The organism is Aquidulcibacter sp. (genome assembly GCF_020253525.1).
Taxonomy (GTDB): domain Bacteria; phylum Pseudomonadota; class Alphaproteobacteria; order Caulobacterales; family Aquidulcibacteraceae; genus Aquidulcibacter.
In genome coordinates this window covers 1-14,743 of sequence record NZ_JADCBK010000046.1, presented here as the reverse complement: position 1 = coordinate 14,743, position 14,743 = coordinate 1, and the positions used below count along the sequence as shown (strand labels likewise).

Annotated in this window: 14 protein-coding genes; 5 read left to right on the top strand and 9 right to left on the bottom strand. The window is 57.2% G+C overall.

The window, feature by feature from the left end:
• Positions 1–159 precede the first annotated feature (159 nt).
• Positions 160–627, top strand: a complete 468-nt coding sequence (locus IOB61_RS16810; protein ID WP_367272816.1) for an endonuclease domain-containing protein — start codon at positions 160–162, stop codon at positions 625–627.
• On the opposite strand, the gene IOB61_RS06015 is transcribed toward IOB61_RS16810, so the two are convergent.
• From IOB61_RS06015 to purQ, 4 genes are all read right to left on the bottom strand, one after another.
• Positions 530–1,438 carry a histone deacetylase gene (locus IOB61_RS06015; protein ID WP_290813660.1) on the bottom strand — a complete coding sequence of 303 codons (909 nt, stop codon included), beginning with the start codon at positions 1,436–1,438 and terminating at the stop codon, positions 530–532. The two genes, IOB61_RS16810 and IOB61_RS06015, sit on opposite strands and share 98 nt — an antisense overlap.
• Before the next feature lie 4 nt (positions 1,439–1,442).
• The gene (locus IOB61_RS06010) at positions 1,443–2,450 is read right to left on the bottom strand and encodes a quinone-dependent dihydroorotate dehydrogenase (protein ID WP_290813658.1); all 1,008 of its coding nucleotides are present in this window, start codon (positions 2,448–2,450) and stop codon (positions 1,443–1,445) included.
• A complete protein-coding gene (locus IOB61_RS06005; protein WP_290813655.1) occupies positions 2,447–2,794 on the bottom strand; it encodes a DUF952 domain-containing protein in 348 nt (115 codons plus the stop codon). The genes IOB61_RS06010 and IOB61_RS06005 overlap by 4 nt, the downstream gene beginning before the upstream one ends.
• Positions 2,795–2,863: 69 nt before the next feature.
• Entirely contained in the window at positions 2,864–3,526 is a 663-nt protein-coding gene (gene purQ, locus IOB61_RS06000; RefSeq protein ID WP_290813652.1) for a phosphoribosylformylglycinamidine synthase subunit PurQ, read from the bottom strand.
• Between the two features lie 121 nt (positions 3,527–3,647).
• On the opposite strand from purQ, the gene IOB61_RS05995 reads away from it, so the two are divergent.
• From IOB61_RS05995 to IOB61_RS05985, 3 genes are read left to right on the top strand one after another with little or no spacing between them, the layout of a single operon-like run.
• A complete protein-coding gene (locus IOB61_RS05995; protein ID WP_290813649.1) occupies positions 3,648–4,436 on the top strand; it encodes a DUF547 domain-containing protein in 789 nt (262 codons plus the stop codon).
• Positions 4,437–4,438: 2 nt separating this feature from the next.
• Entirely contained in the window at positions 4,439–5,167 is a 729-nt protein-coding gene (locus IOB61_RS05990; RefSeq protein WP_290813646.1) for a VTT domain-containing protein, read from the top strand.
• Positions 5,164–6,588, top strand: coding sequence for an FAD-dependent oxidoreductase (locus IOB61_RS05985; protein ID WP_290813643.1), 1,425 nt, complete (start codon positions 5,164–5,166; stop codon positions 6,586–6,588). Before IOB61_RS05990 ends, IOB61_RS05985 begins: the two co-directional genes overlap by 4 nt.
• A gap of 47 nt (positions 6,589–6,635) precedes the next feature.
• On the opposite strand, the gene IOB61_RS05980 is transcribed toward IOB61_RS05985, so the two are convergent.
• On the bottom strand, positions 6,636–8,498 hold the full coding sequence (locus IOB61_RS05980) for a VWA domain-containing protein (RefSeq protein ID WP_290813640.1): 1,863 nt from the start codon (positions 8,496–8,498) through the stop codon (positions 6,636–6,638).
• 203 nt (positions 8,499–8,701) lie between these two features.
• On the opposite strand from IOB61_RS05980, the gene IOB61_RS05975 reads away from it, so the two are divergent.
• Positions 8,702–9,706, top strand: a complete 1,005-nt coding sequence (locus tag IOB61_RS05975) for an acetyl-CoA carboxylase carboxyltransferase subunit alpha (protein WP_290813637.1) — start codon at positions 8,702–8,704, stop codon at positions 9,704–9,706.
• On the opposite strand, the gene IOB61_RS05970 is transcribed toward IOB61_RS05975, so the two are convergent.
• The 4 genes from IOB61_RS05970 to IOB61_RS05955 all read right to left on the bottom strand — a co-directional run.
• Positions 9,674–10,831 carry an epoxide hydrolase family protein gene (locus tag IOB61_RS05970; RefSeq protein WP_290813634.1) on the bottom strand — a complete coding sequence of 386 codons (1,158 nt, stop codon included), beginning with the start codon at positions 10,829–10,831 and terminating at the stop codon, positions 9,674–9,676. The two genes, IOB61_RS05975 and IOB61_RS05970, sit on opposite strands and share 33 nt — an antisense overlap.
• A 14-nt stretch (positions 10,832–10,845) precedes the next feature.
• Positions 10,846–12,513 carry a sulfatase-like hydrolase/transferase gene (locus tag IOB61_RS05965; RefSeq protein ID WP_290813631.1) on the bottom strand — a complete coding sequence of 556 codons (1,668 nt, stop codon included), beginning with the start codon at positions 12,511–12,513 and terminating at the stop codon, positions 10,846–10,848.
• A 26-nt stretch (positions 12,514–12,539) separates the two neighbouring features.
• Positions 12,540–13,586 carry a glutathione S-transferase N-terminal domain-containing protein gene (locus IOB61_RS05960; RefSeq protein WP_290813628.1) on the bottom strand — a complete coding sequence of 349 codons (1,047 nt, stop codon included), beginning with the start codon at positions 13,584–13,586 and terminating at the stop codon, positions 12,540–12,542.
• The coding region (locus IOB61_RS05955; RefSeq protein ID WP_290813625.1) for a sulfatase-like hydrolase/transferase at positions 13,586–14,743 on the bottom strand (1,158 nt) is incomplete at its 5' end. The genes IOB61_RS05960 and IOB61_RS05955, both read right to left, overlap by 1 nt.

Here is a 14,743-nt window from a genome sequence, read left to right as displayed (position 1 = left end):
ATCAAAGTTGGCCTTTGGTGTAGGCACGGCCTACACCAAAGCCTTCCAGATGAAAAACGACCCTTCAGTCCGTCAACTTGACGCGCAAGAACTCTCCCCTCTACCTTTGGGAGAGGGGTCGGGGGTGAGGGCATTTACACCCTTAAATTTGTTTGTAGCATGATCTTCATGCCAAATATTCCTCCACTTATTCTAAAGCGCGCACGCGCATTGCGGCACCGTCCTACGAAGTCCGAAGAAATCTTTTGGAATAGAGTTCGCAATCGGCAAATCCCTGGGCTCAAGTTTCGTCGCCAAGTGCCCATCCATGGCCACGTGGTTGATTTTGCATGCCTGATGCATCGCTTGATTGTTGAAATAGATGGCGGAGTACATCGCCTTCCAGAAGTCCAAGTTCGTGATCAAGATCGTGACTTTCATCTCATGGGCCTTGGTTATCACGTCTTGCGATTTTCTGATCGTGCGAATCTAGAGGAATTGGAGACAGTCGTCGGTCTCATCGAGGACTACGTGCGCAAACGCCACCCCCTCACCCCGCCAAAAAATCCGCCGCGGCATGAAACACAAAGCTGTGTCGCCGCGCCACGGCGTTTACATCGTGGCCATATCCACCACCAAGCACCGTGACTAAAGGAATGGCCCGCCTGCGGACGGCTTCAATGACGCGGCGTTCGCGGCTCATCAGGCCTTGATCGGTCAAGGCGAGTTTGCCCAAGCGATCATCCTGATGTGGGTCAACGCCCGCGATATAGAACACCACATCCGGGCGCACCTGATCCAACACTGCCTGCAGACTCTCATCTAATGCGGCAAGATAGGCCGCATCGCCCGTCCCCTTCGCTAGCGCGACGTCTAAATCAGAAGGCGGCTTTTCTAAGGGCCAATTATCGTCGCAATGCAGGGAAAAGGTGAAGACGCGCGGCTCATTCTGGAAGATCAAGGCGGTGCCATCGCCGTGGTGCACATCTAGGTCCACCACCAAGATCTGCTTCACAGACCCTTCTGCCAGAAGGACCGAAGCGGCAACGGCCACATCATTGAAGACACAAAAGCCTGCCCCTTGATCGGCCCTGGCATGATGACTGCCGCCCGCGCTATTGCAGGCGAGGCCCTCTTGTAGGGCGAGGCGGGCGGCAAGAAGCGTGCCGGCTGTCGCCAATTGTGCGCGCAGGACCACGCGTTCGGTCAAGCTAAAGCCGATGCGCCGCACCGCTGCGGGGTCTAAGGTCCGGCTCAAGACCGCATCGACATAAGCGGGCGTATGGGCACGGATCAAATCTTCCCGCATGACGGGATCAGGGGTGACGAAGCCATGCGGGGCGAGGCCCTCAGCCCGCAAGATATCGGCCAGCTGGGCAAATTTCTGCATCGGAAAACGATGACCGTCTGGCGTGTCGGCGGTGTAGTTCGGGTGGTGGACAATGGGCAAGAGGCGCATTGGCTCAGCCTGTCCTCAACCCGTCCTTGATTTTCTGGACGAGGCCCGGCCCTTCAAAGACCAAAGCGGTATAGAGCTGGATCGCATCGGCCCCGGCTTCAAATTTGGCTTGCGCATCTTGGGCGGAAGCCACCCCGCCCACACCGATCAGAGGCATGGTATTGCCGAGTGCGCCCTTAAACTCTTTCAGCAATCGGGTCGACTTTTCAAAGACGGGCCGACCCGACAATCCCCCCTGTTCGCCCTTATGCTGGGCCTTGAGGTAATCGGGGCGGTCGACCGTGGTGTTGGAGACAATCAGCGCATCAATCTTTTGTGCCACCACGGTTTCGGCAATGGCGCGCACTTCATCTTCGTCCAAGTCTGGGGCGACTTTCAAAAAGACAGGCCTGCGGCCATGGGCGCGGGTTTGGGCTTCGGCCAAAACCATGACCTGGCCCAAAAGATCTTCCAGTGCCGCGCGGGTTTGTAAGGCGCGCAAGCCCGGTGTGTTGGGCGAAGAAATATTGATCGTGATATAGGAGGCATGCAGCCACACCCGGCGCAGACCTTCGCAATAGTCTGCGATACGATCCTCGCTATCCTTATTGGCCCCGATATTGGCCCCCACAATGCCGGGCCGATGGGCGCGCGCGCGTAGGCGGTTCACAAAATGGGTCAGGCCTTCATTGTTAAAGCCCATGCGATTGATCACGGCCTGATCTTCAACCAAGCGGAACAAGCGGGGTTTGGGGTTACCTGCTTGCGGGCGCGGGGTGACTGTGCCGCATTCGACAAAGCCAAACCCAGCGGCCAACATGGCGTCGGGCACTTCGGCATTTTTATCAAAGCCCGCAGCTAGGCCGATGCGGTTTGGCAATGTGAGGCCTGCGAGTTCAACCGCCTCTTCCGGGCGATCTGGCTTGGCCTTTGGGCCAAGGCCCGCCTTCAAGCTGGCGATTGTGGCCTGATGGGCCGTCTCCGCCGGCAAGGCACGTAAAGCCGCAGTCGCTTTCGCGTAAAGGTCGATCATGGGAACCTCACCGGAAGCGCATGCCCACCATCAGCCAATAGCGGCAAATCGATCATTCCTTGCACAGCCGACATGGGAATTGGGCCATAGATATGGGGAAATAGGGCCCCGCCTCGCGAGGCTTCCCACACCACGGTGTCGCCTAGCTGGCTGAGATCAATGGTGGCCAAGATCAAGTCGGGCTGGTCCTTGAACCAGAGCGACAATGTCGTGCGCACTTGATCTCGTGCGGACAGGTGGATGAACCCATCCGCCACATCGAGGGCAGAGCCAGTATAGACGCCAGCACCTTGGGCCTGTGCCCACGCGCTGCGTGTTTCAATCTTATAAGCCAGAGAATCCATGGGCGTGACTTAATGGCAAAACCAGCGGAGTCGACCCCTGCCCGTCACTTTCGGACGAACAATGACAGATTAGGCTGCTTCCAAGAGACTTTGGAACACCAAGGCCCCGTCGGCGCTGCCCAATTCGGCTTCAAATGCACGGTCTGGGTGGGGCATCATGCCAAGGATGCGGCCAGTTGGGTCCACAATGCCCGCTATGCGCCTCAACGAACCATTGACCTCTTCCTTATAGCGGAAGGCGACGCGGTTTTCTTGTTCAAGCGCATCAAGCACCGCGTCTTCGGCAAAATAATTGCCCTCGCCATTGCCCACGGTCATCACGGCTTCGGAGCGATTGCCAAAAGCGCGGGTGAAGGGGGTGGCGGCATTGGTTACTTCCAGCGTCACGGGCTTGCAGACATATTTCAGGCTGGCATTGCGCAAAAGAGCGCCGGGCAGAAGGCCCGTCTCACACAGAACTTGGAAGCCATTGCAAATCCCAAGGACGGGCACACCAGCCTTGGCTGCGTCCACCACGGCACGGGTGACAGGGGAAAGGGCTGCCATCGCGCCACAGCGCAAATAATCCCCATACGAAAAGCCACCGGGCAAAACGATCAGGTCTAGGCCTTCTGGCAGGCTGGTCTCTTTATGCCAGACCATGGAGACATGCGCATCGACTGAGCGCTCCAAAGCGACCTTGCAATCGCGGTCACAATTTGATCCGGGGTAGATGATGACAGCAGCTTTCATAGGTTCGACCTACGCGGTTTTGGCCCCAAGGTGAAGACCAATGGGCCACCTCCTGCAGCCATTGTGCAACCGCCCTGCAGAAAAAAGCGTATCAAGCGGCAAGAATAGGTTAGGAGTGGCCATGATTTCGCGCAGAAGCCTCGTAATTGGAAGTGCGGCCCTAATGACCCTGCCCCCGCCTGACTTGGAAGCCGCCCCTGGAAGGTCCCCGCAGGCTGTGTGGGATGAGCTATTGGGCCGCTATGTTCGCCCTGATTCTACCGGCCTGAACCGGGTCGATTATGCGGCTTGGAAGGCCAATGCGGCAGATATGCGCGCCTTAGACAGCGTCGTGGCAGGACTTGCAGCCATCAAGATTTCAGCCCTGCCTAAAGCCAGCCAATTTGCAACTTGGGCCAATCTTTATAACGCCATCACTATCCAAGTCGTGTTGGCGCGCTTCCCCGTCAAATCCATTCGCGACATTAAGCCAAACCTCCTGGCGATGGGCCCTTGGAAAGAACCGCGCGTGCGGGTGGAGGGCAAGCAATTGTCGCTCGACGATATTGAACACGGCATCATGCGCAAACAATGGCGCGACCCGCGCGTCCATTATTCGGTCAATTGCGCCTCAATCGGATGCCCAAACCTTGGCAGACGCGGGTGGCGGGCAGAAAGCCTTGAAGCTGATCTCGACGCGGCGGCGCGTGCCTTTATCAATTCACCGCGCGGCGTACGCGTCGTTGGACCGCAGAAACTGCGCGTCTCCTCAATTTACCAATGGTTCAAAGTCGACTTTGGGAATAATGAGGCTGGAATTCTCACCCATTTGCGCCGTTATGCGGCACCACCCCTCTTGGCCCAAATGACTAATGCCCGCATTGTGGGGGATGATTATGATTGGTCCATCAATGCGACGTCAGGTTCTTAAACATGCAAGCCATCAAACGTTTCGGCCCACTGGTGGTCATCGCCTTGGGTCTGATCTTAGCCATATCGATGGGCTGGCACAAATATCTTTCATTTGATGTTTTGGCCAAGCAAAGCGAAGTTCTGCGCCAGTTGGTGACAACCAACCCCCTTCTTGTCATCGCCTGTTATATGGGCATCTACATCTTCGCGACGACGATTGCCTTGCCAGGGGCGATTTGGATTACGATTGCCGGTGGCTTTTTGTTTGGGCCCATGTTTGGCCCACTCTTTGGCCCTATTTTCGCGACCGCCATTGCCTCGACTTCGGCCACGATTGGCGGGACGATTTTGTTTATGGCCACCCAGTCTGCCTTAGGCGGTGGGCTGCGGGCACGTGCCGGTGGGTTTATCGACCGATTGGAAAAGGGCTTTCAGAAGAATGCTTTTGGTTATTTGCTGACCCTACGCCTTCTACCCGTCGCACCGTTTTTTGGGATCAATCTGGCTGCAGGCTTTTTAGGGGTGCCGCTGCGCACCTTCGTGCTGGCCACTGCCATCGGCATTCTTCCCGGCTGCTATGTCTATGCCTCGTTGGGCAATGGGATTGAGCATTTGATCTCGCAAGGCCAAACGCCAGACCTCAAGATCATTTATAATCCCGAAGTGATGGGACCTCTGTTGGGCTTGGCAGCTTTGGCGCTGTTGCCCACTGTGTGGAAGTTTGTCCAATCGAGGCTGAAAAAAGCATGAGCCCGCAAGAACTCAACGTCGATATGTGTGTGATTGGGGCAGGCGCTGCGGGCCTATCGGTGGCAGCAGGTGCAGCCCAACTTGGCCTTTCGGTTGTCCTCTATGAAGAAGGCGAAATGGGGGGCGATTGCCTCAACACAGGCTGCGTTCCTTCTAAGGCCCTGATCGCGGCAGCGAAGGCCGCCCATTCCATGCAACATGCCAGCCGCTATGGCCTTGGGAATGCCAAAGCCGTGGTCGACTGGGATAGGCTGCGGGGCCATATTGACGGGGTGATTGAGACCATCGCCCCCATCGACAGCCAAGAGCGCTTTGAGGGCCTGGGCTGCACCGTTTTCCGTGAACATGCGGCCTTCATCGATCCGCGCACCGTACAAAGCCCATCGGCCACAGTGACGGCGCAGAAGTTTGTCATCGCCACGGGTGCGACCGCCTTTGTGCCGCCAATCCCCGGCCTTGCTGACACCCCCTTCCTGACCAATGAGACCGTCTTTGCGCAACCAACCCAGCCCAAGAGTTTGATCGTTTTGGGGGGTGGGGTAGTCGGGGTTGAGCTTGGCCAAGCCTTCGCCCGCCTCGGCACGCAGGTGACCGTGGTTGAGGCCATGACCATTATGGGTCCACAAGAGCCTGAAGCGGTGGAGATTGTGCGCGCCAGCCTGTTGGCAGACGGCGTAACCGTCCAAGAAGGCGCAAAGGCAGTCGCGGTTTCCGGCGATCACGCCGAAGTCTCGGTCACGTTGGAAGATGGTCGCGTCCTAAAGGCCGAGCGTCTTTTGGTTGCTGTTGGCCGGGCGGCGCGGGTTGAGACGATTGGTCTTGATAAAGCCAATGTCAGCTATAGCCGCAAAGGCGTTACCACCGATGAGCGCTTGCGCAGCCTATCCAATCCCCGCGTTTGGGCCATTGGCGATGTGGCGGGTAAAGAACAATTGACCCATGCAGCAGGCTTCCACGCCAGCGTTTTCATTCGCAATGCAGTGTTTAAGGCCCCTGCTACGGCTGTTGTTGCCCATATGCCAGCCGTGGCCTATTGCGACCCAGAAGTGGCTAAGATCGGCCTGACAGAAGCCCAAGCGCGCGAACAATTCGGCAGCGACGTGACCGTCACGAAAGCTGAATTTGAGGACAATGATCGCGCCCAGACCGAGCGGTCCACTGAAGGCTTTTGTAAGCTTGTGATTGGCAAGGGTGGCAAAATTCTGGGTGCTACCATCGTCGGTGAAGGGGCAGGCGAAGCCATCCAACTTGTGGGCCTTGCTATGGCCAATAAGAAAGGTGTGGGGGCCATTACCAGCCTCATCTCGCCCTATCCAACCCGCAGCGAAATCGTCAAGCGCGCGGCAGGCGCCTATTTCACGCCAAAACTCTTCTCTGATCGTACCCGGAAACTGGTGAAGTTCTTGAAGCTGTTGGGCTAGTAAAGGGGCGTGGCGGGCAAAGGTACCACCACGCCCAAAAGGTGCTGCTAGTCTTGGCCTTTACCGGGCAAACGCTCTAGGCCTTCGGCGCGCGAGACGAGATCGATAAACTCATCGCGGAATCCAAACCGATCTTCACCCTTAGCTGCCTTCGCGATCCGGGCGACATCGCCATAGCCAAAGCCTTTACCGATCCACGGATCTTGCCTCAGGAGCTGGGCATAGCCTGCCACAGCCACGGCAAAGCGGGTTGCTTCTGGCGCGCGATCAAAGCTGGCACTGCGATCAGCGTCGGTTATCGGCCGCTCTATCAAGCGCGATGTCGTCTCGCCCGGCACCTTGTAGCGCAGGCGCAAGAGCCCCAATTCCTTGGCCTTGTCTGTTGCGGGGGTTGGGCTTGCGGCACCATAGCGCAGGGGATCAACGCTGCCTTGGGCACCAATTGGGGTGATTTCGTAAAGCGCGGTTACTTGATGACCTGCCCCAATTTCACCGGCGTCCACCGCGTCATTATTGAAGTCCTCGCGGTTTAGGGCACGGGTTTCATAACCAATCAAGCGCCATTCCTTGACGCGTGCTGGATTGAACTCGACTTGCGCCTTCACATCGTCGGCGATGGGGAAAAGCGTGCCGCTGATCTGAGTGTCAAACACTTTGCGGGCTTCTTGGATGGTATCGATATAGGTCGCCACGCCATTGCCGTTCTGTGCCAGACTTTGCATCATCGTGTCGTTGTAATTGCCACGACCAAAGCCAAAGACAGAGAGATAAATGCCCTTCTTGCGCTGGTCGGTGACATAGGATTGCAGCGCGCGTGGGTCAGAAATGCCGACATTGAAATCGCCATCCGTCATCAGGATCACCCGATTGACGCCTTTTGCATCATAGTTTTTTGCCGCCATCTCATAAGCGAGGCGGATACCCTCCCCGCCAGCGGTAGAGCCTCCGGCCTGCAAAGCTTCGAGCGCACAAATGATGTCACGGGTATTGTTCCCGGCAGTTGGTTTTAAAACGACACCAGCTGCGCCCGCATAGACGACGATGGAGACGCGATCTCGGGCCGTCAGATTTGGCGTCAACAAGGCCAAAGCGCGCTTGGCCAAGGGCAAGCGGTCTTCGTCCATCATTGAACCGGACACATCCATCAAGAGGGTGAGGTTCAAAGGTGGGCGCTCGGTGCGAGCGATATCATAACCCGAAAGCCCAACATGCACGATTTGCTTGTCTTCGGCCCAGGGGGAAGGCGCGACTGCCACCGTGGTGGAGAAAGGTAATTTCCGGTCCTTTGGCTTGGGATAGCCATAATCAAAGTAATTCAAAAACTCTTCGACCCGCACCGCATCGGCCCGCGGCAGACTGCCCTCGCTCACAAAGCGGCGTGCATTGGCATAAGAAGCCGTGTCGACCTCCATCGCAAAGGTAGAAACTGGGGTCTCCGCAGTTTGCTTGACGCTATTGAGCGCCGCGAGCGGGTATTTTTCCGTAGACTGGCGCGGTGGGGCATAAGAAGCGCTCTTGCCGGCCACAACCGCAACCTCGGCTGGCGAGTTGTAGGTTGGGGGTGCCACGCGGGTTCCCGTGACAACGACCGAAGACAAAGCTTCATCGGCAACCGCTACTGGGCTTGGCGGAGGTGGTGGAGGTGGGGGTGGCGGCGGGGGTGCCATCGGCGGCGGAGGCGTAGGCATCATGGTCGGCGAAGCCATGCCCACAGCCATGCGGGCGCGTCTGGGATAGCCGCGCTGGGCATCTACTGCCGGTGCCGGACAATTGTAATCGGTTGCGTCTGTAGACACAGACTGGCCGACAGGGCCAGCATATTGGGCATAGGTAGCCGGATTGGTCCCACAGCTTGCGACCAAAGCTGACAAGGAAATGGCTGCAATAAATTGTTTGGCCGCGGACGTCATTCTGACTCTGGGGCCGGACAGGTGGGCGTGAACTTGGATCATGTGGCTTACCTCCAAACGCTTCTATGAACGTTTCACACGATAGGGAGGGCGCAACAAGGCCTTGTTTGGGAGGCATCAGGGCCAAATTGCGGCATTTTTAACCAAGAGCCTACTGGCGCGCAGGCTTGCCGAAGCGCACGCACAGGCTTAATCGGTTTGTCATGGTTGAACGTCCCGCATTTCTCGACTTCGAGAAACCCATTGCCGATCTTGAAAAGAAGATCGATGAGCTGAACGCGACTGCGGAAAATAGCGGCGCGAAAAGTGTGCGCACCGAAGTCTCGAAGCTTCGCCAAAAGGCCAATCGCGCCTTAGCAGACCTGTATCAGAATTTAGACCCGTGGCGACGCACCCAAGTTGCGCGCCACCCTGACAGGCCGCACTTTAAGGACTATGTCGAAGAACTGATCACGGACTATGTCGAGTTGGCAGGCGACCGAAAGTTTGGCGAGGACGCTGCCATTCTGGGCGGTATGGGTCGCTTCCGGGGACGCCGCGTGGTCGTTCTGGGCCATGAGAAGGGCCGCACAACACCTCAGCGCCTGAAACATAATTTCGGCATGGCGCGGCCTGAAGGCTACCGGAAAGCCGTACGCTTGATGGATATGGCCGAGAAATTCGGCTTAAGCGTCCTGACCTTTGTTGATACGGCTGGCGCTTATCCAGGCCTTGACGCCGAAGCGCGCGGCCAAGCCGAGGCGATTGCGCGCGCGACCGAGCGCTGTTTGACCCTTGGTGTGCCCATGGTCTCCGTCATCACCGGTGAAGGCGGTTCTGGCGGTGCGGTTGCCATCGCTGCCGCCAATAGCGTGCTGATGCTGGAGAACTCAGTCTATTCGGTGATTTCGCCAGAAGGTGCTGCCTCCATCCTTTACCGCTCTGCCGATCGGGCCAAGGATGCCGCCACCGCAATGAAGATCACCGCCCAAGACCTGTTAGGCTTTGGCGTCATCGATGGCATTATTCCAGAGCCATTAGGCGGGGCACATCGGGCACGCGCCAATGCCATGAAAGCTGTGGCCGATGGCATTGAAAAAGAGCTTTATAAACTCGATTCCCTCGACGCTGAGGGCTTGCGCGCCCAACGTGCGGAGCGTTTTTATCGGATTGGCCGTTCGCTAGCGGACCTGCCTTCAGCCACCGATACGCCGCCCAAAACCAGCTAAATCCTGAACAAAAAGGTCTGGTGCCTCCCAAGCGGCAAAATGCCCGCCATAGGGCATGTCTGTCCAATGCTGGAGGTTATAGCCTAACTCAACCCAGTCACGGGGTGGATTGGGGAAGATGCTATCGCCCGGGAAATTGGCAAAGCCCGTTGGCACCTCAATGCGTTGGCCTGGCTTTAGGAAGTAGCCGCTGCCCTCTTCCAACACCCCGCGATAAAACCAGATCGAGGTCGCAAAGCGGTCGGTCAGCACATAATGCATGACATTGGTAAGCAGATCCCGTTTGCCAAAAATCGTGTCGAGATTGCCGCGCGACGCATCCGACCAATTCTGAAATTTCTCAACGATCCAAGCCGCCTGTCCAAAGGGCGAGTCTGTTACGGCCATGGCCAGTAATTGTGGGCGCGTGGTTTGAAGCTGGAAATAGGCCCCGCCAGCCTGCATCATTGCGGCGGACTTTTGCGCCCAAGCACCGCGCTCTGGCGTCGTCAAAGTCGAGACGTCCGGGCGCAATCCCAGCATATTGAGATGAATACCTGATACGACGTCTGCATGATCCAGCCCCAACCACGCGGTGATGACCGAGCCCCAATCTCCGCCTTGGGCGATAAAGGACTGATAGCCCAAAACCTCGACCATGAGTTTGCGAAACAGGCCCGCCGTCGTGCGCGGGCCGATGGGGCGTGCCGGAGGGCCAGAAAAGCCATAGCCCGGCAGGCTGGGGATGATCAGATCAAAGGCATCTTCGGCCTTACCACCATGCTGGGATGGAAACGCCAATGGGCCAATGACTTTGTGAAACTCAAATGGGGACCCTGGCCAGCCGTGGCTGAGCAAGAGAGGCCGCTTGCCACCAGCTTCGCCCACAATATGCAAGAAATGAATATCTTGGCCGTCTAGCGTGACTTGAAACTGCGGCAGTTGATTAAGCTCTGCCTCGACCGCCCGCCAATCATAGGCCTGGAGCCAATAATCCTGCAGCCCCTTCAACCAAGCGGTAGACGCCCCACGCGACCAATCCTCCACCCCCTCATCGGCTGGCACATCTGGCCATTGAAAAGCGGCAACCCGCCATCGGACATCCTCAAGTTTGGACGGAGGGACGTGGATGGAATAGGGCTTCATGCAATGGTCCAGTGCTAATTCGGCCAATAGGCGATGACATCGTCTTTGGTCGCCTTGGTGCCTAAAGCGCGGTCGATGGCAATGGGGCCTTCCAGCGTCGCAGGGTAGAGCGGCTTGCGACCATTGGCCTTATGGTCGTCCAACAATTTGCGCAGCTTAGCGACCATATCAGGGCGAGCCGCAGCCAGATTGGTTTTCTCGGTTGGATCGGTCGCAAGATCATACAGATAGACCGCGCTCGGCTTATCGACGAGTTGCAGCTTCCAGTCGAGATGGCGCACAACCCGATAGCCATCGCTTTGCCAAAAGATGGTCTCATGCGGGCGGGTATCGCCGGCCTTACCCTTCGCATGGGGCAGAATATTCACCCCATCAATCGCCACGCCCTTGGGTAGGGCTGCCCCAGCGGCGGCGGCTAATGTGGGCATCAGATCAATATGGGCGACTGGGGCTTGCACTTGGCTGCCGGCTGGAATTTTGCCGGGCCAAGACATGAACATGGGCACGCGGATGCCACCTTCAAACAGCGAGAGCTTCCAGCCGCGGAATGGTTTGTTGATCTCCGGCAGGCCAATATAGCCCGGCCCACCATTGTCGCTGGAGAATACGATCAACGTGTTGTCGGCCATGCCCTCTTCCTTCAGCGTTTGAACGATCCGGCCAACGCTGCGATCCAAAGCCACAATCATGGCTGCATAGACGCGCTCCCGCTCTGAGCTCATCGGTCCCACGGCATCATAATCAGCTTTCTTGGCTTGTAGCGGTGTATGGACGGTCCAATGCGAGAGATTGATGAAAAAGGGCCGGTTCTTATTGGCTTTGATGACTTGGATCGCTTCATCGGTCCAATAATCGGCCAAATAGCCGCGCGGCTTAAACCATTCCCCATCATTATAGGAGGCAGCATATTCCATGCGCGCCCAGAGGAATTTGTCGATTGGGTCAAAATCAAGCTTGGCATTGACGACATTGGGATCATCTTCCGGCAGATGTAGGCCACTGGCCATCAACAAGCTTTCGTCAAACCCTTGTGCATTGGCCCCAAATTCAGGACCAAGGCCTGTGTGCCACTTGCCGATATGCACGGTATGATAGCCGCGCGTCTTCAAAACTTCGGCGATGGTAACTTCCGAACCCGGCAAACCCTGCTTGTCGAACTTCGGCATCTCAGCCACCCGGTCGGCATGATAGATAACGGGCGGCATGCCGCTTTGGCCACGCATCGAGTCCGACACCATTTTCACCACCCGGCCCATGCCATCTGGTGTTGGGGTGAATTCAAAACCCGTCCGGGTTGGATAGCGCCCGGTCATGATCATGGCGCGCGATGGCGCACAGCTTGCGGTACCCGAATAGGCTTGGCGGAAGGCGACCCCAGAGGCAGCCAAGGCATCAATATTGGGGGTCTTGATCTTGCCATTGCCAAGACCGCCACCAAAGGTCGAGATATCATTATAGCCCAAATCATCGGCCAGAATGAAAATGATATTGGGTGGGCGGTCGCCAGTTGCCGCCTCGGCGGCCGCTGGACCCTGCATCCAAGCAATGGGCTTGTTCTCCGGAATATCGCTGCGCTTTTGGGAAGCAGCGAGCGCCAGAACAATATCTACCCGCTTTACATAGGCCAATGCGCCCAAACCCACGACGGCAATTAGGCCGCCCACTAGGATTTTCTTCAGCATGACGTCCTTCTCCCCCAAATCTCATTCTAAGTGATCTCAAACAGCGCTTCGCAGCCAGTGCCATCGAGAATGGCGCGGCAAGCCGCCCCTTCTGCTTCGGACAGGGACTTTGCGTGATCTTTCAGCCAAGCCAAACATTTGGCCTGATAGGCAAAGGTTGGTTGCGTCCATGCCCGCCCGTCAATGCGTGTCTCAAAGCTTGAAGCGCCTGTTTGAGCGGCTTGGGCATTGGCCAAAAGGAAGGGCACATAGAGGCGGCCAATCTCGGCCAACAAGGGTGCAAGGCGGGCTTTCGCTTCTTTGCGGTCAAGCCAGTCAATCTCTTTGGGCTCAAGCCCGGAAAGATCTTCCATCCGGTCAATCCACGCGCGCAGACGGGGTGCCCGCTCGGCACAAAGGGCAGCCGGGGTTGGATCAACCACGCCTAATTGGGTCAATTGACCATAGAGGCCAAAGTCAGATGTGCCGGGCCTTGCCCCCATCACAAAGCCAGTCGGCTGAATCAAACTCTCGAGCACGCCAAGTAAACGTTCATAGGAGTGCTCAATCGTCGCGGCTGTCACGCCATTGGAGCCGACGACATAAAGGCGATCTATCTGGCGCTTTGAGATAAAGTCTGAGGCGGCCTTAGCATCGGCATCCGAAGTTGTCGTGTCATGCCAGAAGACCAGTTGCGGACCGGCATGGGCGATGTCGGCTTCCCTTGCCCAGCGATAATGGAACATCGCTTTGGTCAGCCACTCATCAGCAAAGTCTTCAATGAGGTGATCGAGAAACGCCATTACGGGATCGGTCGGCACTAAGGCGCGCCCGGCAAACTCCCGCTCAAGACGGGCCAGAATGGGCGTGGAATCAACTTGGGCCTCATAGCCACCCCCGGCTTGCGGGAAATAGACCGTCGGCAGAAGCTTGACCTTTGCTTCAGGAAAGCCCGGCATGGGGCTGCGGTGGCTACCCCAATGTAGAGCATAGGGAATATGGCGGTAGCGTAAGGCCGCAATGACTTTGCGGGTATAGGGTGAACCTGCAGCCCCGAGGACATGGAGACGAGACGGGGTAGGAGCATCCGACATCAGGCAGCCTTCTTTTTTCGGGACATGATCGAAAGGGCGCCGCGTACGAGCGCGGACACAATAAGGGCCAAAACCAATGCGACACCTGCCAATTGCCAGCCATAAAAGCTCAATTGACGCATCAAACTATTATGTGCGGCCGCCCGCTGCACCTTATAGCCCTTGGGCAATTCAAGCACGCCATTGGCCTTGGCATAAGCGGCATAGGCACGTTCGAGATCAGCGCGAACTTCGGGCAATTGCGCCGATAGGTCCGTCGTTTGGCCAGGATCATTGACGACATGATAGAGCCGCCACTGATTATCACCATAGGGCGGGTTATATTTCACGAGCGTGTAATCGCCTTTGGTGATGGCGGCATTGCCCGACACCTCCACCCCGACCGCATCATTTGGCCCATAGACTGACTGGGCTTGACCAGAAAGCACCGGGGCAAGGCTTCGCCCAGAAATCGGCTTAGACCCTGCAATGTCGGGTGCCCCGCCCACGAGGTCGATCAACGTGGGCGTAATGTCCTGCACAAAGGCTGCGGCATTGACGGCTTTGTCTGCGGCAATGCCGGGTCCTGCCATCACCATCGGCACATGTAACCCACCGCTGGAGGTATAAAATTTGAACAAATAACCAGGTGTTGCCACCGCACTCGCCCATTCCGGACCAATCCAATTATGGCTGCCACGCTCACCCAAATTGGCCAAGTCGTGCGTATAGCCATGGGTCTTCATCCAGAAGTTAAAGCCGCGCTCGCCGCCGGGATTACTGGGCTCTGGACCATTATCGGAAGTGATGACGAAGATCGTATTTTCCAACTCACCCGTCTTGTCCAAATGCGCCACCAGACGCCCGATCTGGGCATCGGTCGCCTCGATCATGCCGGCATAGACTTCCATCGCCTTGGCTTGCATCTTCTTTTCTTCTGGGCTCAGGCTGTCCCAAGCTCGCATGCTGGCGTGCATGGCAGGTGGCTTTGCGTCCTGCGACACCAGGCCCAAAGCCTTGGCGCGCTCAAACCGCTCTTTGCGCAATTGGTCCCAACCGCCGTCAAAGCGACCGGCATATTTCTGAGTGTATTCGCGGGGTGCCTGCACAGGGATATGAACTGCCTGCAAGGCAACATAGGCCAAGAATGGCTTATCGTCCTTGGGCCGCGCGTTCAA

Excerpts from the sequence above, each read along its gene's own strand:
- IOB61_RS16810 (WP_367272816.1), top strand. The coding sequence starts at position 160 with ATGATCTTCATGCCAAATATTCCTCCACTTATTCTAAAGCGCGCACGC.
- IOB61_RS06015 (WP_290813660.1), bottom strand. The coding sequence starts at position 1,438 with ATGCGCCTCTTGCCCATTGTCCACCACCCGAACTACACCGCCGACACG.
- IOB61_RS06010 (WP_290813658.1), bottom strand. The coding sequence starts at position 2,450 with ATGATCGACCTTTACGCGAAAGCGACTGCGGCTTTACGTGCCTTGCCG.
- IOB61_RS06005 (WP_290813655.1), bottom strand. The coding sequence starts at position 2,794 with ATGGATTCTCTGGCTTATAAGATTGAAACACGCAGCGCGTGGGCACAG.
- purQ (WP_290813652.1), bottom strand. The coding sequence starts at position 3,526 with ATGAAAGCTGCTGTCATCATCTACCCCGGATCAAATTGTGACCGCGAT.
- IOB61_RS05995 (WP_290813649.1), top strand. The coding sequence starts at position 3,648 with ATGATTTCGCGCAGAAGCCTCGTAATTGGAAGTGCGGCCCTAATGACC.
- IOB61_RS05990 (WP_290813646.1), top strand. The coding sequence starts at position 4,439 with ATGCAAGCCATCAAACGTTTCGGCCCACTGGTGGTCATCGCCTTGGGT.
- IOB61_RS05985 (WP_290813643.1), top strand. The coding sequence starts at position 5,164 with ATGAGCCCGCAAGAACTCAACGTCGATATGTGTGTGATTGGGGCAGGC.
- IOB61_RS05980 (WP_290813640.1), bottom strand. The coding sequence starts at position 8,498 with ATGACGTCCGCGGCCAAACAATTTATTGCAGCCATTTCCTTGTCAGCT.
- IOB61_RS05975 (WP_290813637.1), top strand. The coding sequence starts at position 8,702 with ATGGTTGAACGTCCCGCATTTCTCGACTTCGAGAAACCCATTGCCGAT.
- IOB61_RS05970 (WP_290813634.1), bottom strand. The coding sequence starts at position 10,831 with ATGAAGCCCTATTCCATCCACGTCCCTCCGTCCAAACTTGAGGATGTC.
- IOB61_RS05965 (WP_290813631.1), bottom strand. The coding sequence starts at position 12,513 with ATGCTGAAGAAAATCCTAGTGGGCGGCCTAATTGCCGTCGTGGGTTTG.
- IOB61_RS05960 (WP_290813628.1), bottom strand. The coding sequence starts at position 13,586 with ATGTCGGATGCTCCTACCCCGTCTCGTCTCCATGTCCTCGGGGCTGCA.